This window comes from Streptomyces sp. NPDC001796, from assembly GCF_042892355.1.
Classification (GTDB): domain Bacteria; phylum Actinomycetota; class Actinomycetes; order Streptomycetales; family Streptomycetaceae; genus Streptomyces.
Genome location: NZ_JBIAUC010000002.1, coordinates 360,030 through 381,577, shown reverse-complemented (window position 1 = coordinate 381,577; position 21,548 = coordinate 360,030). Strand labels below are relative to the sequence as shown.

Sequence of the window (21,548 nt, the reverse complement as noted above, 5' to 3'; positions counted from 1 at the left end):
TGCACGAGTCCCCCGCACGCGCGGCGGGGGACTCGTGGATGGACCTCAAGGGACCGCGCAGGGGCGGACCGGTCTACCGGTAGCCCTCCCGCCTGTCCTGCTCGTCGAGCTCGTCCTCGTCCCAGGACGAGCGCCGGTCCTCGCGGTCACCCCGCGTGCCGGACCTGCCCAGGTCCTGGTCGGAGAGGTCGGAGCCGCTCATGTCGGGGTCGCGGCGCTTCCGGTCGCGGATCTCCTCGCCGCTCGTCTCACCGCGCTCGCGGTCGCGGTTCGGGCGGCGCATCTGGTCGTCGATGTCACGAGGCATGGAAACTGCTCCCTTGCACTGACCCCCCTGTGTGAGACGAGCATCTCTCCGTCACGCCATGTGCGCATCCCGTAGGAGAGCTTGTACGCACAGTCACCGAGTTGTCCACAGGCCCCCCGGCACGCCGAACACAGATGGCACCCTTGACCCATGAACGACTCCACTTCGCGTCGCGTCCGTGTCCGCGCCCCCGAGCTGATCGGCAAGGGTGGCTGGCTGAACACGGGCGGAGAGCAGTACAGCCTCGCCGACCTGCCAGGACGCATCGTCATCCTCGACTTCTGGACGTTCTGCTGCATCAACTGCCTGCACGTCCTGGACGAGCTGCGCGAGCTGGAGGAGAAGCACCGCGACACCGTGGTGATCATCGGCGTGCACTCTCCGAAGTTCGTCCATGAGGCGGAGCACCAGGCGGTGGTGGACGCCGTGGAGCGGTACGGGGTGGAGCACCCGGTCCTCGACGACCCGGAGCTCGCCACGTGGAAGCAGTACGCCGTCCGGGCGTGGCCCACGCTGGTCGTCATCGACCCGGAGGGGTATGTGGTCGCCCAGCACGCGGGTGAGGGCCACGCCCATGCGATCTCCCGGCTCGTCGAGGAGCTGGAGGAGGAGCACGCGGCCAAAGGCACGCTGCGCCGGGGCGACGGCCCGTACGTGGCACCGGAGCCCGAGCCCACGACCCTCCGCTTCCCGGGCAAGGCCCTCCTGCTGCCGTCCGGCTCGTTCCTGGTCAGCGACACCACCCGGCACCAGCTGGTGGAGCTGGCGGCGGACGGCGAGACGGTGGTGCGGCGCATCGGTTCCGGCGTGCGGGGCTTCGCGGACGGCCCGGCCGGGGCGGCGAGCTTCAGCGAGCCGCAGGGCCTGGCGCTGCTCGATGAGGCAACGGTGGTCGTCGCGGACACCGTGAACCACGCCCTGCGCCGCCTGGACCTGGCGACCGGTGAGGTCGGCACGCTGGCGGGCACCGGCAAGCAGTGGTGGCAGGGCTCGCCGACGTCGGGGCCGGCCCGGGAGGTGGACCTCTCCTCGCCGTGGGACGTGGCGGTCTTCGGCGGCCGGGTGTGGATCGCCATGGCGGGCGTGCACCAGCTGTGGACGTACGACCCCGCCACAGCGACGGTCGCGGTGGCGGCCGGCACCACGAACGAGGGGCTGGTGGACGGTCCGGGCGCCGAGGCCTGGTTCGCGCAGCCGTCGGGACTCGCGGTGTCGCCCGACGGGGAGCGGCTGTGGCTGGCGGACTCCGAGACGAGCGCGCTGCGCTGGGTGGACCGGGACGGCGCGGTGCACACGGCGGTCGGGACGGGGCTGTTCGACTTCGGGCACCGGGACGGCGCGGCGGAACAGGCGCTCTTCCAGCACCCCCTGGGGGTGACGGCGCTGCCGGACGGCTCGGTGGCGGTCAGCGACACCTACAACCACGCGCTGCGGCGCTACGACCCGGCGACGGGCGAGGTGAGCACGCTGGCGACGGATCTGCGGGAGCCGTCGGACGCGGTGCTCGTCGGCGAGGACATCGTGGTGGTGGAGTCGGCCCGGCACCGGCTGACCCGGCTGCGGCTGCCGGAGGAGGCGGTACAGGTCGCAGCGGTCGCCCACCGCACGCAGCGCGCTGCGACCGAGGTGACGCCCGGGAAGCTCCGACTCGACGTGATCTTCCAGGCCCCGGCCGGCCAGAAGCTGGACACACGCTACGGACCGTCGACCCGCCTGCTGGTCTCCTCGACCCCGCCGGGGCTGCTGCTGAAGGGCGAGGGCGCCGACACGGACCTCGAGCGCGAGCTGGAGCTGAACCCGGCGATGTCCGAGGGTGTCCTGCACATCTCGGCGATGGCGGCGTCCTGCGACGACGACCCGGCCAACGAATATCCGGCGTGCCATGTCCACCAGCAGGACTGGGGCGTCCCGGTCCGCCTCACCGAGGGCGGGACGGACCGGCTGCCGCTGGTCCTGGCGGGGATGGACGACAGCCGGTAGGCGGGGCGGCCCGAGCGTCCCCCGGCGCGGGAGTTCCGGCCGGGGCGTCCCCGGCCGCTCGAGCGTCCCCCGGGCGCGGTGGGCGCGACCGGGGGACGGGTGGCCGGTTCCGGTGAGCACCTGGGCCCTGCCGCCGGTGCGCTCGACTTCCCAGGCGTAGCGGTGGAACTCCATGCGCTGCAGCAGACCGAGGAATCCGCCGCCCGGTTCGCCGTAGAAGACGCCGCCGACCGCGCCCACCTTGCGGTTGAAGGTGCCCATGGCGGTCTCGTTGGACCATGGGTTGAGGACCGTGTCCGTGTCCTGCACGAGCAGGAGGTCGCGGTCGTCGAGATGGGGGAGTATCCAGTCGCCGCATCGTCCGCTGCGTGCGGTACGCGGGCTACGCGTTGTGCAAGCCTCACTTGACTCACAGCGCTTACAGCCGAGCCCGTACGGCCCTTACATCCCTTGGCCCTTGCCGCGGTCGCAGCCCTCACACGCCGTATCCGTCGGTGTAGCCGTCGCCGCGGTGGTGCCGGTTCTCCTCGACGACGGTCGTCGGGGGCGGTACGACGACCCGCCTGCGACGGTAGATGCCGCTGAAGGTGGTCACTCCTATCAGCCCGACGATCATGAGTATGACGCCGACCAAGTGGATGTTGACGCCTTGCATGTGCCAGTCGGTCGCAAACGCGAGGATGGCCCCCACGGCGATCAGGATGATGCATCCACCCAGGCCCATGAGTCCTGCCCTCCCTGTGGGTCCGGTCCTTCCGGCCCCGAACCCGGGTACCCGGGACATCCGCGGACATGCCGGGACGGTCGGCGGGCGGACGCGAGAGTCAGCCCTCCAGAAACGCCGTCAGGGCGTTGGCCAGGATGTACGGGTCCTTCGCGCCGCACAGTTCGCGGACGCTGTGCATCGACAGGATCGCCGCGCCGATGTCCACCGTCCTGATGCCGTGGCGGGCCGCGGTGATGGGGCCGATGGTGGTGCCGCAGGGCATCGCGTTGTTCGAGACGAAGGTCTGGAAGGGAACGTCCGCCTTCTCGCAGGCCGCGGCGAACAGCGCCCGCCCCGAACCGTCGGTGGCGTAGCGGTTGTTGACGTTCACCTTGAGGATCGGCCCGCCGTTCGCGCGCGGGTGGTGCGTCGGGTCGTGCCGCTCCGCGTAGTTGGGGTGGACGGCGTGTCCGGTGTCGGAGGACAGGCAGACCGTGCCGGCGAAGGCCCGTGCCCGGTCCTCGTAGGAGCCGCCCCGGGCGAACACCGAGCGTTCCAGTACCGACCCGAGCAGCGGGCCGTCGGCGCCGGTGTCCGACTGCGAGCCGTTCTCCTCGTGGTCGAAGGCCGCGAGCACCGGGATGTACGACAGGGCGGCGTCGGAGCCGGCGACGGCCGTGAGCGCCGCGGTGCCCGCGTGCACGGACAGGAGGTTGTCCATGCGCGGCCCCGCCATCAGTTCCTTGTCGCGGCCCAGGTAGGCCGGCGGCTCCACCGAGTGGGTCATCAGGTCCCAGCCGGTCACCTCACCGGCGGCGAGCCCCAGCTCCTGCTCCAGGAATGCGATCAGGTCGCCGTCGCGCACGTCGTCGCCCAGGCCCCAGACGGGCTGGAGGTGGCGCTGCTTGTCCAGCTTCAGGCCCTCGCTGGAGACCGAACGGTCCAGGTGGATGGCCAGCTGCGGTACGCGCAGCAGCGGTCTGTCGATGTTCACCAGGCGCGTCGAGCCGTCGCGCAGGGAGAGCCGGCCGGCCAGCCCCAGGTCGCGGTCGAGCCAGGAGTTGAGCAGGGGGCCGCCGTAGATCTCCACCGCGATCTGCCGCCAGCCGTGCGCGCCGCTGTCCGGCCGGGGCTTCACCCGCAGGTTGGGGGAGTCGGTGTGTGCGCCCACGATCCGGAACGGTGTGTGCGGATCGGCGCCCTCCGGGACGTACCAGGCGATGATCGCGCCGCCGCGCAGGACGTACCGGCCGCCGGACGTGCCGTCCCAGGCGTCCGTCTCCGAGACCTGCCGGAAGCCGGCCTTCTCCAGCCGTTCGGCGGCGCCTGCCACGGCGTGGTACGGCGACGGGCTCGCCGCCAGGAAGGACATGAGGTCGTCGGTGTGGCCGCGGTCGAAGCGCGCACTTGTGCTCATGGGTTCACCTTAACGACGGAGGAGGGCCCGCTCCCGGCGATGGGGAACGGGCCCTCGTAAGGGGTATGTGGAGGCGGTCCTAGAACGCGGCCTCGTCCAGCTCCATGATGTCCAGGTCCACGGCCTCGGCGACCTTGCGGGCCAGGGTCACGCCCGGCAGGACGTTGGCCGCGAAGAACTTCGCCGCCGCGATCTTGCCCTGGTAGAACGCCTTGTCCTTGTTCGACGCGCTCGGCAGCTTCTCGGCGGCGACCGCGGCGCCCTTCAGCAGCAGGTAGCCGACGACGACGTCACCGGAGGCCATCAGCAGGCGGGTGGTGTTCAGGCCCACCTTGTAGATGTTCTTGACGTCCTGCTCGGTGGCCGCGAGGTCGGTCAGCATCAGGCCGACGATGGCCTCGAGCTCCACGGCCGCCTTCGCGAGGTGGTCGCGGGCCCCGGCCAGCTCCTCGCCGCCCTCGCCCACCGCCAGGAACTTCTTGATCTCCTCGGCGAGGGAGTTCAGCGCGGCGCCCTGGTTGCGGACGATCTTCCGGAAGAAGAAGTCCTGGCCCTGGATCGCGGTGGTGCCCTCGTACAGGGTGTCGATCTTGGCGTCGCGGATGTACTGCTCGATCGGGTACTCCTGCAGGAAGCCGGAGCCGCCGAAGGTCTGCAGCGACTGGGCGAGCTGCTCGTAGCCCTTCTCGGAGCCGTAGCCCTTGACGATCGGCAGGAGCAGGTCGTTCAGCGCGTGCTCCGCCGACGCGTCCTCGCCGTTCGCCTCCTTGACCGCGATCGCGTCCTGGACGGAGGCGGTGTACATCACCAGCGCCCGCATGCCCTCCGCGTACGCCTTCTGCGTCATCAGCGAACGGCGCACGTCCGGGTGGTGGGTGATGGTGACCTTGGGCGCCGTCTTGTCCATGAAGTTCGCGAGGTCCGGACCCTGGACGCGCTCCTTGGCGTACTCCAGCGCGTTCAGGTAGCCGGTGGACAGCGTGGAGATCGCCTTCGTGCCGACCATCATGCGGGCGAACTCGATGATGCGGAACATCTGGCGGATGCCGTCGTGCTTGTCGCCGATCAGCCAGCCCTTGGCGGGGTGCTTGTCGCCGAAGGTCATCTCGCAGGTGTTGGAGGCCTTCAGGCCCATCTTGTGCTCGACGTTCGTGGCGTACACGCCGTTGCGCTCGCCCAGCTCGCCGGTCTCGAAGTCGAACAGGTACTTCGGGACGAGGAACAGGGACAGGCCCTTGGTGCCGGGGCCGGCGCCCTCGGGACGGGCGAGGACGTAGTGGAGGATGTTCTCCTCCATGTCGTGCTCACCGGAGGTGATGAAGCGCTTCACGCCCTCGATGTGCCAGGAGCCGTCCTCCTGCTGGACGGCCTTGGTGCGCCCGGCGCCCACGTCCGAGCCGGCGTCCGGCTCGGTGAGCACCATGGTGGAGCCCCAGCGCTTCTCGACGGCTATCTTCGCGATCTCCTTCTGGGCCTCGGTGCCCTCCTCGAAGAGGATGCGCGCGAACGCCGGGCCGGACGAGTACATCCAGATCGCCGGGTTCGAGCCGAGGATCAGCTCCGCGTAGGCCCAGATCAGGGACGGCGGGGCGGTGGTGCCGCCGATCTCCTCCGGCAGGCCGAGGCGCCAGTACTCGGAGTCCATGAAGGCTTCGTAGCTCTTCTTGAAGGACGCCGGTACCGGGGCGGTGTTGGTCTCCGGGTCGAAGACGGGCGGGTTGCGGTCGGCGTCCGCGAAGGACTCCGCCAGCTCGTTCTCCGAAAGGCGGGTGAGCTCCTCGAGGATGCTCTTGGCGGTCTCGGTGTCCATCTCCGCGAACGGGCCGGTGCCGTACAGCTTGTCGCGCCCGAGCACCTCGAAGAGGTTGAACTCGATGTCGCGGAGATTCGACTTGTAGTGCCCCATGGCGACGGCTCCGTAGAGGGATCGGCGAGGCACTGTCTCCTCGCAACTGGTTCATCTACCAACAAGTAGCTCCGATGATGCTACCCGTCGGTAATAAGAAGCAACCCCTCATGGCCCAGATGTGGCCCACTACTCTTTGGGGCATGTACGGCTACCAGAACGCGGGCGCTCAGCAGAGTTACGCCTCGGAGCAGATGCCCGGGCAGCAGATGCCGGGTGGGCAGATGCCCGGCGGGTACGGCCAGCAGCCGCCGCTGTACCCCGAGCCGTCACCGCCGTCGCTCGCGGACGCGGTCCGTGCGTTCACCACCGGGTCGATGTCCGCGGAGGACTTCCAGCAGATCTTCGCCACGTCCAAGGTGTACTGCCCGCGCGGCGACAACCCCGGCTTCCTGGCGCTGCACAACACCCAGCAGCCGGTGATCCCGATGTTCACCTCGCTCAAGGAGCTGCGGCGGTACGCGGGCAAGGAGTCGAAGTACTTCGTGATCACCGGGGCGGAGGTGATCGACCTGCTGCCGACCGGCTACGGCTTCGTCCTGGACATGGAGGGCGAGCATCGGATGGTGTTCGATGCGAAGGCTGTCGAGCAGATGGTCGAATTCGCCATGCGTCGGATGTATGGCTAGACGCCCCTGCTGCGCGGACGGCCAGGTGCCGTCCTGACCACTCTCGCGCCCCTGGCGGGGCGCATCCGGAGCCCGGAGGGAATGCCCTCCGGGCTTTCTGTGTTTGGGGTGGCAGAAAGTTCAACGGTCAACTAAACTCGGACCACAAGGAGGTACCGACATGCCCGCAGTGACCGTCGAGAACCCGCTGACCCTTCCCCGTGTGGTCGCACCCGCCGACGCGGTGGCCCGTCCCGTGCTCGGTGTCACGACCGCGCCCAGCGGCTTCGAGGGCGAGGGCTTCCCGGTCCGTCGCGCCTTCGCCGGGATCCACTACCGCCACCTCGACCCGTTCATCATGATGGACCAGATGGGCGAGGTGGAGTACGCGCCCGGTGAGCCCAAGGGCACCCCCTGGCACCCGCACCGCGGCTTCGAGACCGTGACCTACATCATCGACGGCGTCTTCGACCACCAGGACTCGCACGGCGGTGGCGGCACCATCACCAACGGCGACACCCAGTGGATGACCGCCGGCTCCGGCCTGCTGCACATCGAGGCCCCGCCGGAGTCCCTCGTCGTCTCCGGCGGCCTGTTCCACGGCATCCAGCTGTGGGTCAACCTGCCCGCCAGGGACAAGATGATGGCCCCCCGCTACCAGGACATCCGCGGCGGCCAGGTCCAGCTGCTGACCACCCCCGACGGCGGCGCGCTGATCCGTGTCATCGCCGGTGAGCTCGACGGCCACCAGGGTCCCGGTGTCACGCACACCCCGATCACCCTGATCCACGCCACCGTGGCGCCCGGCGCGGAGGTCACCCTCCCGTGGCGCGAGGACTTCAACGGCCTCGCCTACGTGCTGGCCGGCCGCGGCAGCGTGGGAGCGGAGCGGCGGCCGATCCGCCTCGGTCAGACCGCCGTGTTCGGCGCGGGCTCCTCGATCACCGTCCGCGCGGACGAGAAGCAGGACTCCCACACCCCGGACCTGGAGGTCGTCCTGCTCGGCGGGCAGCCGATCCGTGAGCCGATGGCGCACTACGGCCCGTTCGTGATGAACACCCGCGAGGAGCTCCAGCAGGCGTTCGAGGACTTCCAGAAGGGGCGCCTCGGAACCATCCCGACGGTGCACGGGATGACGGAGAGCGGACCGCAGGGTTCCTGAACGATCGACGCCTGACGCCGCGTCACCCGGGCGGGCTGTCCGTACAGGACAGCCCGCCCTCGGCGTGATCACCTGGAAGGGTGCAGCTGCTCCCCGACCCCGTCCGCCGGCTCGCCGCCTGGTGTGCGGTGTTCCTGCTGGTCGCCGGGGTCGTCTGGATCGTGATCCGGTTGTGCGGCCAGTTCCGTACGGCCGTCGTGCCGGTGCTCCTCGCGCTGCTCGGAAGCGCGCTGCTCGGGCCGCTGCACCGATGGCTGGTGCGGGTGGGCGTGCACCGGTCGCTCGCGGCCGGGATCACGTGCGTCGCCGTCCTGGCCGTGGTCGGCGGGGCGGTGTACGTCGTCGCCTCCGTGCTCGTCGACACCGGCGACCAGATCATCGCCGCCCTCGAACGCGCCGGGAAGTCACTCGCGCGGCACTTCGGCGCGGCCGGCACCTCGCTCGAGGATCTTGCCTCCCACTCCAGGGAACTGCTCGCCAAGTTCGGCGGGACCGCCGCCCGCAACGTGATCAGCGGGGTCAGTGTCGTCAGCGAGACCCTCGCCATGGGCCTCCTGGCCCTGCTGCTCGTCTTCTTCTTCCTGCGCGACTCCCACCGGGCCGCCGACACGCTGCGCTCGATGGCCACGCACGGCACCGCCGACACCGTCGAAGCCGTGGCGCGGCGCGCCTACGAGGCCGTCGAGGGGTTCATGCGGGGGACGACGATCATCGCGCTCATCGACGCGGTCTGCATCACCGTGGGGCTGCTGGTGCTGCGCGTCCCCGGCGCGATCGGGCTCGGCGCGCTCGTCTTCGTCGGGGCGTACGTGCCCTATCTCGGCGCCTTCCTCTCCGGCGCGGTCGCCGTCCTGGTCGCCCTCGCGGACCGCGGGTTCGTGATCGCGCTGTGGACGCTCGGGGTGGTCCTCGCGGTGCAGCTGCTGGAGGGACATGTGCTGCAGCCGCTGATCCAGAGCCGGACCGTGCAGATGCACCCGGCAGCGGTGCTGCTGGCGATCACGGCGGGGGCGTCCGTGGCCGGAATCCTGGGGATGCTGCTGGCCGTACCGCTGACGGCGGCGGCGACCGGCGTGGCGCACGAGCTGCGCCTGCGGTACGGCCGGCAGCAAGCCGAGCCCTCACAGGACCAGTAGCGGCCTACGCCTCCCCGCCCTCCTTCACCGGCTCCTCCTCCAGCTCGAACCAGATGCTCTTGCCCTCGCCCCGCGGATCGACGCCCCAGGCGTCCGCGAGGAGCTCCATGAGGACCAGGCCGCGGCCCGAGGAGGCCAGCTCGCCGGGGTGACGTCTGTGCGGGAGGTCGTCGCTGGCGTCCGTGACCTCCACCCGGACCCGGCGTCCGGCCCGGCCGACCAGGCCGTCGACGTCGCCGGAGACCTCGGCGACCAGCAGCGCGTCCGCGTCCGTGTGCACCAGGACGTTGGTGAGCATCTCGGAGGCCAGGAGCACCACCGAGTCGACCTGCTCGGCACAGGACCAGTCGTGCAGCAGTTCGCGCAGCTGCTGCCGGGCGCCCGCGATCCGCTCGGGCTCGGCCTGCGCGATCGTCAGCGCGGTGCGCCGGATGACCGGCAGGACCGGAGTGACCGTGCCGCCACAGGTGCCCGCCCCGCCCGCACGGCACAGCAGCACCACGGCGATGTCGTCCTCGCGCCGGTCGGTCAGCGGCCCGGTGGCGTAGTGCGAGGAGGGTCCGTGCACGGCCTGGACCAGCGCGTCGGCCAGTTCCTCCATGTCACCGTCGTGCTCCTCGAGGATGCGCCGGATCCGCCGCCAGCCGGTCTCCAGGTCGTGCCCGCCGGTCTCGATCAGGCCGTCCGTGCAGAGCAGCATGGTCTCGCCGGGTTCCAGGACGAGCCGCGTGGTCGGGTAGTCCGCGTCCGGGTCGATGCCGAGCGGCAGGCCGCCGGAGGTCGGCCGCATGAGCACGGTGCGGTCGGTCGTGCGGATCGCGGGGTCCGGGTGGCCGGCGCGGGCGATCTCCAGCGTCCCGTTCGCCGGGTCCACCTCCACATAGAGGCAGGTCGCGAAGCGCAGGTCGGCGCCGTCCTCGCCGTAGGTCATCCCGTGCAGGAAGCGGGAGGCGCGGGAGAGGACCGCGTCCGGGCGGTGGCCCTCGGCGGCGTATGCGCGCAGGGCTATCCGCAGCTGGCCCATCAGGCCCGCGGCGCGCACGTCGTGGCCCTGGACGTCGCCGATGGTCAGCGCGAAGCGGCCGCCCGGGAGCTGGATCATGTCGTACCAGTCGCCGCCGACCTGGAGCCCGCCGCCGGTCGGTATGTAGCGCGCGGCCACCGTCATGCCGGGTATCTGCGGGCCCAGAGTGGGCATCATCGAGCGCTGCAGCCCGTCCGTCAGCTCCCGCTCCGTCTCGGCGGCGCCGGCCCGGGTGAGGGCCTGGGCGAGCATGCGGGCGACCGTGGTGAGCACCGAACGCTCGTCGGGCGTGAAGGCGACCGGGTGCTTGAACGCCGCCATCCAGGCGCCCATCGTGCGTCCCGCGACGGTGAGCGGCAGGAACGCCCAGGACTGGCGGCTGAACTGCGCGGCGAGCGGCCAGGAGGCCGGGTAGCGGGCCTTGTACTCCTCGGGCGAGGACATGTACACGGCGCGGCCGGTGCGGACGACCTCGGCGGCCGGGTAGTCCGTGTCCAGCGACATCTGGGTGAAGGGCGCCTCGTCGCCCGGCTTGTGCCCGTGGTGGCCGATGACGGTCAGCCGGTCGGCCTCGACCCCGAAGACGGCCAGCCCGTCCGGTGAGAACCCGGGCATCGAGAGCCCGGCCGCGACCCGCAGCACCTCCTCCGTGGACCGTGCCTCGGCCAGCGCGCGCCCAGCGTCCAGCAGGAAGGCCTCGCGGGAGCGGCGCCAGTCGCCGATGACGGGGGCCCGGGTGGTGGCGCCGGGGACGGGCTCGGTGACCTCCTGGAGGGTGCCGACCAGCTTGTACTCGCCGGTGCGCGCATCGAGCGACGGCTTGGAGCGGCTGCGGACGATACGGACGACACGGTTGTTCTCGTCCATGATCCGCATCCGGACCTCGGCGATGGTGCCCTCGGCGAGGGCGAGCTGGACCACCCCGTCGACCTCGTTCCAGTCGACCGGATGGAACCGGGAGCGGATCTGGGCCTCGGTGAGCGTGGTCGGCTCCGCGGGCAGCCCGAGGAGCCGCGCGGCCTCGGCATCCAGGGTGACGAGCCCCGCGGCGGCGTCGTAGCGCCACATGCCGGTCGCCACGGCAGCCAGGACGTCCCCCACGGCGGGCAGGGGCTCACCAGTGCGCATTGCCCCACTGTAAGAAGAGGGGATCCTCAGGTGCCACTGAAAGTGAGCAACAGCCGATCTTGAGCGGGTACGCGGTGATTCCGGCGCACCGGAAGAATCGGGGCGAGGCGATGTTGGGGCGGCCGGTACGCTTGATGGGTCCGGGCCGTGCCCGCCCGGAGGCGCCGGGGCGAGCGGCCCCGGTGAGACCCCGATCCTGCGAAGACTGGATGAACGACGATGCACCGGTACAGGTCCCACACCTGCGGCGAGCTCCGCGCCTCTGACGTCGGCAAGGACGTCCGGCTGAGCGGCTGGCTGCACAATCGGCGCGACCTGGGCGGCATCCTGTTCATCGATCTGCGCGACCACTACGGCATCACGCAGCTCGTCGCCCGCCCGGGCACGGCGTCGTACGAGGCCCTGGACAAGCTCTCCAAGGAGACGGTCGTCCGCGCCGACGGCAAGGTCGTCTCCCGCGGTGCGGAGAACGTGAACCCGGATCTGCCCACCGGTGAGATCGAGATCGAGGTCGGCGAGGTCGAGGTGCTGGGCGCGGCCGCCCCGCTCCCGTTCACGATCAACACCGAGGACGGGGTCAACGAGGAGCGGCGCCTGGAGTACCGCTTCCTGGACCTGCGCCGCGAGCGCATGCACCGCAACATCATGCTGCGCACGGCCGTGATCTCGGCGATCCGCCACAAGATGGCGGCGATGGGCTTCAACGAGATGGCGACCCCGATCCTGACGGCGACGTCCCCCGAGGGCGCCCGCGACTTCGTGGTCCCCTCCCGCCTGAACCCGGGCAAGTTCTACGCGCTGCCGCAGGCGCCGCAGCAGTTCAAGCAGCTGCTGATGATCTCCGGCTTCGACCGCTACTTCCAGATCGCGCCCTGCTTCCGTGACGAGGACGCGCGCGCGGACCGTTCGCCGGGCGAGTTCTACCAGCTCGACGTGGAGATGTCCTTCGTCGAGCAGGAGGACGTCTTCCAGCCGATCGAGAAGCTGATGACGGAGATCTTCGAGGAGTTCGGAGGCGGCCGGCACGTCACCTCCCCGTTCCCGCGGATCCCGTTCCGTGAGGCGATGCTGAAGTACGGCTCCGACAAGCCGGACCTGCGTGCCCAGCTGGAGCTGGTGGACATCACCGACATCTTCGAGGGCTCGGAGTTCAAGGCGTTCGCGGGCAAGCACGTGCGCGCGCTGCCGGTGCCGGACACGGCCGCGCAGCCCCGCAAGTTCTTCGACCAGCTCGGCGAGTACGCGGTGGAGCAGGGCGCGAAGGGCCTGGCGTGGGTGCGGGTCGGCGAGGACGGCTCGCTGTCCGGCCCGATCGCGAAGTTCCTGACCGAGGAGAACGTCGCGGAGCTGACCAAGCGCCTGTCCCTGGCCCCCGGCCACGCGGTGTTCTTCGGCGCCGGCGAGTTCGACGACGTCTCGAAGATCATGGGCGCGGTCCGGGTGGAGGCGGCCAAGCGGGCCGGCCACTTCGAGGAGGGCGTCTTCCGCTTCTGCTGGATCGTCGACTTCCCGATGTTCGAGAAGGACGAGGACACCGGAAAGATCGACTTCTCGCACAACCCGTTCTCGATGCCGCAGGGCGGCATGGAGGCGCTCGAGAACCAGGACCCGCTGGACATCCTGGCCTGGCAGTACGACATCGTCTGCAACGGCGTTGAGCTGTCCTCGGGCGCGATCCGGAACCACGAGCCGGACATCATGCTCAAGGCCTTCGGCATCGCGGGCTACGACGAGGAGACGGTCGAGCGCGAGTTCGCCGGCATGCTCCGCGCGTTCCGTTTCGGCGCCCCGCCGCACGGCGGTATCGCCCCGGGCATCGACCGCATCGTGATGCTCCTGGCCGACGAGCCGAACATCCGCGAGACGATCGCGTTCCCGCTCAACGGCAACGCCCAGGACCTGATGATGGGCGCGCCGACGGAGCTGGACGAGGCGCGGCTGAGGGAACTGCACATCTCGGTGCGCAAGCCGCAGGCGAAGTAGCGAGGCGAGGGGGTGGCCCGGAACCGGCGGACGGTTCCGGGCCACTTTCGTGTGGCAGGGGCCCTGCCGGTTCGTCATCCGGCTCCGGGCGTCTGCAGTGAGGGGCGTGTCGCGTGACCTCGGTGCGGCGTACGGCGTTGATCACGTCGTACGGAAAGGAGAGCGGATGGTCAGCTCGTCGCACGAGGCGCTGCACCGGATCTTCCAGAAGGACCCGGCGCTGCTGACGCGTGCCCTGCAGCAGGTGCTGAACGTCCCGTTCCCCGAGCCGCGCGAGTTCGCGGCCATGAACGTGGACCTGACGGAAGTCGAGCCGGTCGAACGCCGGGTGGACACGCTGGTGCGTGTGGAGACGGACCAGGGGGAGTATCTCCTGGTCGTCGAGTCGCAGGGGCGGAAGGACGAGGCCAAGCGGGGTAGCTGGCCGTACTACCTCTCGTACTTATATGAAAAATACGGCTGCGAGCCGGTGCTGATCGTCATCACACAGAACAGTGTCACGGCAGCCTGGGCGGCCGAGCCGATCCATCGCGGTCTCCCTGGCCGTCCTTCGATGACAGTACGGCCGTTGGTACTCGGCCCGGACAACGTTCCGTTGATCGCGGACGCGCGGGAGGCCGAGCGGGATGTGCCCCTCGCGGTGCTCTCGGCGATGACACATGGCAAGGGCCCGAGGGTCGCGGCCATACTGGAATCCCTGGTAGCCGCTCTGCGCACCATCGACGCCGAGAGCGCGGCGGCCTTCGTGCAGTTCGTCGACTCATGCCTGGACGACCCCCGGGCGAAGGAGATCTGGAGGGACTTGATGGCTGCGGTCCAGTACTTCTGGAGGCATCCGCTGGCGGAGCAGGTGCGGGAGGAAGGCCGTGAGGAAGGCCGCGAGGAAGGCCGCGAGGAAGGCCGTGAGGAAGGCCGTGAGCAGGGCCGGTTGGAGGATCGCGCCGAGATGACTCTGCGCATTCTGGAGTGGCGTGGCATCCCTGTGCCGGACTTCGTGCGGGAGCGGGTGCAGGGCTGTACGGATCTGCAGCAGCTGGAAGTCTGGGCCCAGCGGGCGGTTCACGCGGCGGACGCGGTGGAGCTGTTCAGTGACGAACGACGACCTCACTGAGGTCCCTCACAGCTTGCCGCCCACCACGACCACGCGGTGGTCTCCCAGGGCGTGTGCGAATCGGTCGAGGAAGCCGGGACTGAACTCTGGCCAGTCCCAGAACTCGAACCCCAAGTAGCCGAAGGCGTAGTAGTCGTCCGCCCAAGCCCACAGCGTCAGGTCCCCGTCTCGACGGCAGTGCCGGCAGGCGACGGTGGCTCCGCCCGTTTCCTGCCACGTCTCCATGGCCTTCCCGAAGGGCTCCCAGGCGGGCATTCCCCTCGCACCGTCGTTCCCCGCGCAACCGCCGTATCGTCATGGGCTCCGTAGCCGTCGTCGTGGCCGGTGGGCTCGGTGGTGGCGCTCTGGTGATGAGCGCGAACGCCGGTGGGGTCGACCTCGCGCACCAGGCGCTGCCCGCCAAGGACGGCTGGGCGGCCTCCGGTTCCGGTACCACCGGTGGGGCGCAGGCCGACTCCGCGCACGTCTTCACCGTCAGTACCCGGGCGCAGCTCGTGAAGGCGCTCGGGTCCGCCTCCGACACCACGCCGCGCGCGTCCCTGTACAGCATCAACTCCCGCGCCAAGGCCCAGGTAGTCGCGGAGGACAACTACTGGAAGGTCCCCGTCGGCCAGAAGATCGCCAAACTGCTCAGCCGCGACGGCACGGGTCCGGTCGTGGGCGGCGGCAACCTGGTCGACGGGACGGCGACCGACCTCGTCGCCGCGTACAACGCCGCCTCGACGAAGAAGATCAAGACGACCGTGAACTGGACGCCGACGCTCACCGCGGGTTTTCAGACGTCCGCGAAGAACCTGCCGGCGGAACTGGCCGGCACCACCGGTGCCGGGGTTCTTTCCCAGGGCGATGTGACGCCGAGCCTCGGTCAGCCGTCTCCTGCTGCGCTCGACGGCCGGTGGAGAAGGTAGCCGGCAACGGGACCGAGGCTCTCGTCGTTCAGGTGCAGGGTGTCCGACCAGTTGCGTTGCGCGACCGGTGCGAGCAGGGACTCGATGGTGCACGACCAGGCTTGGCACAGGGCCCGCATGAAAAGCCCGTACAGGCCACCCGACATGCGCCACCAGTCCTTCTGCCACGTCGGCGTGGTGTGGTCGCGGGCGAACTCGTATGCGGCATCACGGTTCGCCACATCCGAAAAGACGTCCGACAGGGGCGCGGTGACAATCCGCTGGCAGATGTGGACCCAGTTGTCGGGCAGCTGCACTCGCTGACCGGACAGATAGTGGTAAACCTCCGGAGGGCGGCTCCGCCAGGTGATGGGCAGCCCGGAGGCCACGAAGACCTCGCTTCGCGCCGCGGCCCAGCCGGCCACGTCGGCCGGGCGCAGCACGCCCTGCGCCGTCAGGGCGAAGGCCATGTCGTCCGGCAGGTCGTTGAAGGCCATGTGCAAGGTGTGGGCCAGCTCCAGCTGGACGGTGTCCTCGAAGTCCCCAGTGTCGCGGAGCTGTCGTTCCTGGGTGCGCATCCAGTTCCGTACCTGGTCCTGCGTGGCGATCAGTGCGGCCCTGTCGCGTGAGGCGCGGCTGGGCTGTCCGGCGAGGTAGCCCGCGAAGGACACCGACGCGTCGGCGAGAAAGCCGTTGACCGTGACGATTCCGAAGAAGCTGCGTGGACCCTGGAAGTTCATGTCGTTCCAGAGCGTCGCCAGTCCGATGCGCCGTCCTTTGTCGTCGAGAAGTTCGGTGGCCCGTCCGACGAAGTCGTCGCGCATCTGGAGGCGCTGTTTCTCCTCTCCGATCCGCCAACTGTCGGTCTTGGGCGGGTAGAGGCGGTCGAAGACCTCGTCCGGTGACCCGGTGGCCAGCGTGAACGGGGTGAGGACCTCGGGTTCGGCCATGCCCGGCTCCCATGTGAGGACAGGCACGGCGTTTTCCAGGACCAGCCGCCGGACCAGATGGGCGAGCCTTTCGTCACCGGACTCGTAGAACAAGCCCTCGACGTCGTTGGGGCTCTTGCGGAGATTGACGCGTACGGTCGTGCCCTCCGGTACCCAGCCCTGCACGGCCAGGGGCGTGAGCAGAGGGCGGCTGGAGGGCCCGTCGAAGGCGAGGCGGCGGGCGTCCGTGCGGGAGGCGTCGTAACGGCGGGTGATCAGCTCCACCCGGTCGCCGAGCAGGAAGACGGAGAAGAAGCCGATGCCGAACCGGCCGCTGGGCTGGAATCCCGCGCTGGCGAGTCCCGGAAGCCGGTTGCGCACGCCAGGGGAGCTCCACCCGCTGCTGCCGAAGTCGAGCAGGCCATGGATCAGGGTCTCCTCATCCATACCGATGCCGTTGTCGCGGACCTCCAGGCACCACGAACCGTCCGTCTCTGTCAGACGGATCTCCACGCGCCCGGCCGTGAAGTCGGGCTGCAGTGCCTGGCGGGCGATGACGGCGTCCTGGGCGTTCTGGATCAGCTCCCGTACCGCGACCTCGGGCTCCTTTCCGTACAGTTGCTCCCCGCCGAGGCTCCTGACCAGGGCGGGGATGTCGGAGATCTTGATGGTCGCGTCGATGGGGCGCCAGTCCTGTACGCGGAAGAGTTCCGCGAACCGCTCCGGGGAGTCGACGCCGGCGATCGCTCGTGCCGCCAGTCGGCTCCGGCCGAGGTCGTGCAGGAGGGCATCGACCGCTTTCAACTCCTGATCGATACCGCGCAGGTACTCCAGGGCCAGCCACCACGCGGTGGCGTCCTGCGGGCGGAAGGGCCGCAGCGAGTTGTATGTGACCCGGTCGCCTTTGAGGTAGGGACGGCTGATGTGTTCCTGGAACCGCCAGTGCTCGCGGGAGACGCCCTGCGGTCTGCGCAGGGAGAACAGAAAGCTGGGAGCACGGCGGCTGTCGATCTGGGTCGCGTCGGCGAGCCGAAGGATACAGGCCAGTTTGAGCGGTTCGATGATCCACTCGCTGGGCTGCCAGGGCAGTGAGCCACTCGGATGGCGGAACTCCTCGGCGAGCCGGTCCACGGGCCACCAGTGGCTGGCCGCCAGGTCGCCGATCAGCGGACCGTACACCTCCCGCAACTGGAACCCCTCGATGAGGAAGATCTCATTGCCGGTACTGGACCGCCACGGCTGATCCACCAGGCGCTTGGCCTGCTCCGCGTGGGTTTCCCTGATCGCGGTCGCGCGGCAGAGATCCGTGATCTCGGTGGGCGGCGCGTCCAACTCCTCCTGATCCGGCCAGCATCCCTCGCGGTGGTAGTAGGCCACCGACACCAGATCGCGCCACCGGTCCTCACCCAGCGTCTCGGACACGCTCGTCCCGTACGCGGCTCCCCCCATCGCGGCATCGTGCAGCACGAAGGCGCATCCCAGTACGTATGCCTCAGCAGGATTCAGGGTGACCTCGGTGCCGCAGACAAGATCGGCCATCTCCCACAGCGCGTCCACGTGACTGATGTCGTGCACGGTGAAGTCGGGCATGCTGCGGGCGTTCTCCTCCAGGAGCACGGCCGCTTTCTTCCGCAGTTCCAGGTACGACGTGCGCAGCCGTTCCCGCTTTTCGGCATGGGCGTCGGGGCCCGAGCGTGCGGCAAGGGTGCTCTGCCAGAGAGACGTGCTCGTGTAGTCGTGCTCGGGCACCGGGGAAGATCACCTCATCGCGGGCAGGAGGAAGAGCGCGGCGAGCACCCACATGGTGATCACCGATACGACGATGAAGAGCAGCACGTAAGTCTCGTACCAGCGCAAGAAGTTGCCTGGGCGCGGGCGCTTGCGGAACCCCGGTCCGACGACCGTATCGGTGATGTCGCACTCCTCGTTGCGGTAGTCGAGCCAAGCCAGAGCCCCCACCACGATCAGCGTGCCGGTGAAGGCGGCGACCACCGAGGTGAGGGTCAACAGCCCGACCAATCCGCCCCGGGCGGTGGCCGGAGCCAGCCCCCACTTGCGGTACCCGACGAACAGAGCGAGGGCCGCACTGACCAGTGCGGTAGCGAGCGTCTGGTAAATGGCGAGAAAGCGGTGGGCGTTCTCGTTCACGGCATGGATCTGCTGCAGGACGTACCGATAGCGCTCCAGCGCGAACTCGTTGCGGACGGCTACCGCTTCCGGCCCGGCCTCCCCCGACTCTGACATCTCCCCCACCCGATCGACCCGTTGGGAGCGAACGTAACCAAGGTCCGCTCCTGGATCCAGTGTTCCCGACGCCCACGGGAGAGACCAGTGGGCTGTCGGCTTACCAGCGCGGCCCGGAGTCGGTCTCGTTCCGATCCGGGCCGCGGGCAGTCAGGTACTACTCCGACTCGCCGCCGAAGCGCTCCTTGTACGCGGCCAGGTCCTCGTCCGTCAGCTTCGCGAACAACACCGGCGGGACCGTGAAGGGCGTGCCCGGGGTGACGGCGGTGAGGGACCTGGCCTCCTCCTGCGTGACCCAGGCCGCCGTGTCGTCCTTCAGGTCGAAGGCCGCGCGCATGGCCGCCGAGGACGTCGGGATGAACGGCTCCGAGACCACCGCGTACAGGTGGATCAGGTTCATCGCCGTGCGCAGGGTGAGGGCCGCGCCCTCCTTGTTGGTCTTGATCTCCAGCCAGGGGGCCTTCTCCTCGAGGTACGAGTTGCCGGCCGACCACAGGGCGCGCAGCGCCGCCGCCGCCTTGCGGAACTGGATGGCCTCCATCTGCTCCTCGTACTCCGCGAGCAGGCGGGCGATCTCCTCGCCGAGCCGCGCCTCGGCCTCACCCGGCGCGCCGCCCTCGGGGACGGAGTCCCCGAAGCGCTTGCGGGAGAAGGAGAGCACGCGGTTGACGAAGTTGCCCAGCGTGTCGGCGAGGTCCTTGTTCACCGTGGCCGTGAAGTGCTCCCAGGTGAAGGAGGAGTCGTCCGACTCGGGCGCGTTCGCCATCATGAAGTAGCGCCAGTAGTCGGCGGGCAGGATCTCCAGCGCGTCGTGCGTGAAGACGCCGCGCTTCTGGGAGGTGGAGAACTTGCCGCCGTAGTAGTTGAGCCAGTTGAAGGCCTTGATCACGTCGACCTTCTTCCACGGCGCGCGGGTGCCCAGCAGGGTCGCCGGGAACATCACGCTGTGGAAGGGCACGTTGTCCTTGCCCATGAACTGGGTGTAGTGGACGTCCGCGTCCGACTCCCACCACCAGGAGCGCCAGTCGCGGTTCTCCGGGTCCTGGTCGGCCCACTCCTTGGTGGCGCCGATGTACTCGATCGGGGCGTCGAACCAGACGTAGAAGACCTTGCCCTCGGCGGCCAGGTCCGGCCAGGTGTCCGCCGGGACCGGGACGCCCCAGTCGAGGTCACGGGTGATCGCACGGTCGTGCAGGCCCTCGGTGAGCCACTTGCGGGCGATGGAGGAGGCGAGGACCGGCCAGTTGTCGGCGCGCTCGTCGACCCAGGCCTCGACCTCGCCGGCCAGGGCCGACTGCAGGAGGAAGAGGTGCTTGGTCTCGCGGACCTCCAGGTCGCTGCTGCCGCTGATCGCCGAGCGCGGGTCGATCAGGTCGGTCGGGTCCAGCACACGGGTGCAGTTCTCGCACTGGTCGCCGCGGGCCTTGTCGTAGCCGCAGTGCGGACAGGTGCCGATGATGTACCGGTCCGGCAGGAAGCGGCCGTCGGCGTTCGAGTACACCTGGCGGATGGCCCGCTCCTCGATGAAGCCGTTCGCCTTCAGCTCGCGGGCGATCTCCTGGGTGATCTCTCGGTTCTGCGGGGAGGAGCTGCGGCCGAAGTAGTCGAACGCCAGGTTGAAGCCGTCGTAGACCGCCTTCTGGGCGTCGTGCGCCTGGGCGCAGAACTCGTCCACGGGGAGACCCTGCTCCTTGGCGGCCAGCTCGGCCGGGGTGCCGTGCTCGTCCGTCGCGCAGATGTAGAGGACCTCGTGGCCGCGCTGGCGCAGGTACCGGGAGTACACGTCCGCCGGGAGCATGGACCCCACCATGTTGCCCAGGTGCTTGATCCCGTTGATGTACGGAAGGGCGCTGGTGATGAGGTGTCGAGCCATCGCGGGCTGCTCCCAGGTCGATACGTGGGGTGACGACGGCCGGTTCTCGGCCCGGCTGTGCATCGTCTACGAACCTTGAAATCGTAGCCGACACGGGTACGCCGCCCACTTCCCGTTTTGGCGGGTGAGAAGCGGGCGGCGTCCGAGGGGGTGTCCGCGGAGGTCTACGGGCGCCAGTTCGCCAGTACGCCTTCGTAGACCTCGGCGTCCGTGAGCTCGCGGGGGGTCTCGCCCGCCAGGAAGTGGGACGTGTTGTCCGTCTTGAGCTTGCGGAGGTAGTCGAAGGCCTTGTTCTCCGGGTCGCCGAAGGCGATGAAGGAGAAGAAGAGCTGGGGGTGGCTCTTCGCGGCCTCGGTGAGGGACTGGGTGGCGGGGGTCTTCGCGTCCGGGGCGCCGTCCGTCTGGAAGATCACCAGGGCGGGGAGGGCCGGGTTCTCGGACTTGTCGTGGTGGGCGATCACCGCTTCCACGGCCGCGTGGTAGCTGGTGCGGCCCATACGGCCGAGGGACGCGTGGAGGGTGTCGATCTTGTTCTCGTGGTCGTCGAGGGTGAGCTCGCCGGTGCCGTCCAGTTCGGTGGAGAAGAAGACGACGGGGACCGTGGCCTCCGGGTCGAGGTGGGCGGCGAGGGCGAGGGCCTGCTCGCCGAGGGCCTGGGCGGAGCCGTCCTTGTAGTACGGGCGCATCGACGCGGAGCGGTCGAGCACGAGGTAGACCTTGGCCCGGGTGCCGGTGAGGTGGCGGTCGTCGAGGACGGCGGCGGCGGCCTTGTAGGCGGTGAGGAGGCCGGGGGCGCGGGTCTTCAGGCGGGTGGGGGGGATGGCGGGGGTGGGGGCGGTCTCGGGCTGCGCTTCCGCCTCGGCGGTGGACTCCGTCTCGGCGTGCGCTTCCGTCTCGGCGGTGGACTCCGTCTCGGCGTGCGCTTCCGCCTCGGCTTCGCCTTCGGCGGGGGTGTTCCCACCCGCACCACCCGTGCGGGTGGTGGTGTCAGGTGCGGGTGACTCCTGTGGGGCCTCCTCGCCGTCGGCGGCTGCCGGGGCGTCGGCGGGGACGGTCGCGGGCTGCTCGGCGGCGGCCGGCTCGGGTGCCTCGGCCGCCGGCTCCGGCTCTGGCGTCACCTCGGCGGTGGGCTCTTCCTTGGCCACGG

The 21,548-nt window shown here is 69.7% G+C and carries 17 protein-coding genes; 7 read left to right on the top strand and 10 right to left on the bottom strand.

Features of this window, described 5'->3' with window-relative positions:
- Positions 1-73 precede the first annotated feature (73 nt).
- Positions 74-307: a hypothetical protein gene (locus tag ACFYZE_RS05230; RefSeq protein ID WP_388988824.1), complete on the bottom strand. Its 234-nt coding sequence runs from the start codon at positions 305-307 to the stop codon at positions 74-76.
- A 150-nt stretch (positions 308-457) separates the two neighbouring features.
- On the opposite strand from ACFYZE_RS05230, the gene ACFYZE_RS05225 reads away from it, so the two are divergent.
- Complete coding sequence (locus ACFYZE_RS05225) at positions 458-2,287, top strand: NHL domain-containing thioredoxin family protein (RefSeq protein ID WP_388988821.1); 1,830 nt, start codon at positions 458-460, stop codon at positions 2,285-2,287.
- A gap of 475 nt (positions 2,288-2,762) precedes the next feature.
- Here ACFYZE_RS05225 and ACFYZE_RS05220 read toward each other — a convergent pair whose 3' ends face one another.
- The 3 genes from ACFYZE_RS05220 to ACFYZE_RS05210 all read right to left on the bottom strand — a co-directional run bounded on the left by ACFYZE_RS05220 (position 2,763) and on the right by ACFYZE_RS05210 (position 6,316).
- Entirely contained in the window at positions 2,763-3,011 is a 249-nt protein-coding gene (locus ACFYZE_RS05220; protein ID WP_103839426.1) for a DUF6458 family protein, read from the bottom strand.
- 100 nt (positions 3,012-3,111) lie between these two features.
- Positions 3,112-4,410 (bottom strand): M18 family aminopeptidase, encoded by a 1,299-nt coding sequence (locus tag ACFYZE_RS05215; RefSeq protein WP_388988817.1) that lies wholly within the window; start codon positions 4,408-4,410, stop codon positions 3,112-3,114.
- Positions 4,411-4,489: 79 nt separating this feature from the next.
- Entirely contained in the window at positions 4,490-6,316 is a 1,827-nt protein-coding gene (locus ACFYZE_RS05210) for an acyl-CoA dehydrogenase (protein ID WP_388989527.1), read from the bottom strand.
- A 143-nt stretch (positions 6,317-6,459) separates the two neighbouring features.
- On the opposite strand from ACFYZE_RS05210, the gene ACFYZE_RS05205 reads away from it, so the two are divergent.
- The 3 genes from ACFYZE_RS05205 (at position 6,460) to ACFYZE_RS05195 (ending at position 9,222) form a co-directional block, all read left to right on the top strand.
- Positions 6,460-6,945: an SseB family protein gene (locus tag ACFYZE_RS05205; protein WP_103839423.1), complete on the top strand. Its 486-nt coding sequence runs from the start codon at positions 6,460-6,462 to the stop codon at positions 6,943-6,945.
- Positions 6,946-7,105: 160 nt separating this feature from the next.
- Complete coding sequence (locus tag ACFYZE_RS05200; protein ID WP_388988814.1) at positions 7,106-8,086, top strand: pirin family protein; 981 nt, start codon at positions 7,106-7,108, stop codon at positions 8,084-8,086.
- 80 nt (positions 8,087-8,166) lie between these two features.
- The gene (locus ACFYZE_RS05195) at positions 8,167-9,222 is read left to right on the top strand and encodes an AI-2E family transporter (RefSeq protein ID WP_388988811.1); all 1,056 of its coding nucleotides are present in this window, start codon (positions 8,167-8,169) and stop codon (positions 9,220-9,222) included.
- A 4-nt stretch (positions 9,223-9,226) separates the two neighbouring features.
- On the opposite strand, the gene ACFYZE_RS05190 is transcribed toward ACFYZE_RS05195, so the two are convergent.
- The gene (locus tag ACFYZE_RS05190) at positions 9,227-11,374 is read right to left on the bottom strand and encodes a SpoIIE family protein phosphatase (protein WP_388988808.1); all 2,148 of its coding nucleotides are present in this window, start codon (positions 11,372-11,374) and stop codon (positions 9,227-9,229) included.
- Positions 11,375-11,593: 219 nt separating this feature from the next.
- Between ACFYZE_RS05190 and aspS the strand changes: the two genes are divergently transcribed.
- The gene (aspS, locus tag ACFYZE_RS05185; RefSeq protein WP_388988805.1) at positions 11,594-13,357 is read left to right on the top strand and encodes an aspartate--tRNA ligase; all 1,764 of its coding nucleotides are present in this window, start codon (positions 11,594-11,596) and stop codon (positions 13,355-13,357) included.
- A gap of 166 nt (positions 13,358-13,523) precedes the next feature.
- Positions 13,524-14,468 carry a hypothetical protein gene (locus ACFYZE_RS05180; protein ID WP_388988802.1) on the top strand — a complete coding sequence of 315 codons (945 nt, stop codon included), beginning with the start codon at positions 13,524-13,526 and terminating at the stop codon, positions 14,466-14,468.
- Between the two features lie 6 nt (positions 14,469-14,474).
- Here the strand turns inward: ACFYZE_RS05180 and ACFYZE_RS05175 are convergent, their stop codons facing one another.
- Positions 14,475-14,723, bottom strand: a complete 249-nt coding sequence (locus ACFYZE_RS05175) for a hypothetical protein (RefSeq protein WP_388988799.1) — start codon at positions 14,721-14,723, stop codon at positions 14,475-14,477.
- 41 nt (positions 14,724-14,764) lie between these two features.
- On the opposite strand from ACFYZE_RS05175, the gene ACFYZE_RS05170 reads away from it, so the two are divergent.
- Positions 14,765-15,376 (top strand): hypothetical protein, encoded by a 612-nt coding sequence (locus ACFYZE_RS05170; protein ID WP_388988796.1) that lies wholly within the window; start codon positions 14,765-14,767, stop codon positions 15,374-15,376.
- Here the strand turns inward: ACFYZE_RS05170 and ACFYZE_RS05165 are convergent.
- The 4 genes from ACFYZE_RS05165 to ACFYZE_RS05150 all read right to left on the bottom strand — a co-directional run.
- Positions 15,334-18,033: an ATP-binding protein gene (locus ACFYZE_RS05165; RefSeq protein ID WP_388988793.1), complete on the bottom strand. Its 2,700-nt coding sequence runs from the start codon at positions 18,031-18,033 to the stop codon at positions 15,334-15,336. The genes ACFYZE_RS05170 and ACFYZE_RS05165 overlap by 43 nt on opposite strands.
- Positions 18,034-18,042: 9 nt before the next feature.
- Positions 18,043-18,528: a hypothetical protein gene (locus ACFYZE_RS05160; protein WP_388988790.1), complete on the bottom strand. Its 486-nt coding sequence runs from the start codon at positions 18,526-18,528 to the stop codon at positions 18,043-18,045.
- Between the two features lie 157 nt (positions 18,529-18,685).
- Positions 18,686-20,401 (bottom strand): methionine--tRNA ligase, encoded by a 1,716-nt coding sequence (gene metG / locus ACFYZE_RS05155; RefSeq protein WP_388988786.1) that lies wholly within the window; start codon positions 20,399-20,401, stop codon positions 18,686-18,688.
- Between the two features lie 164 nt (positions 20,402-20,565).
- Positions 20,566-21,548 (bottom strand): VWA domain-containing protein (locus ACFYZE_RS05150; protein ID WP_388988783.1); only part of this gene is annotated, 983 nt, incomplete at its 5' end.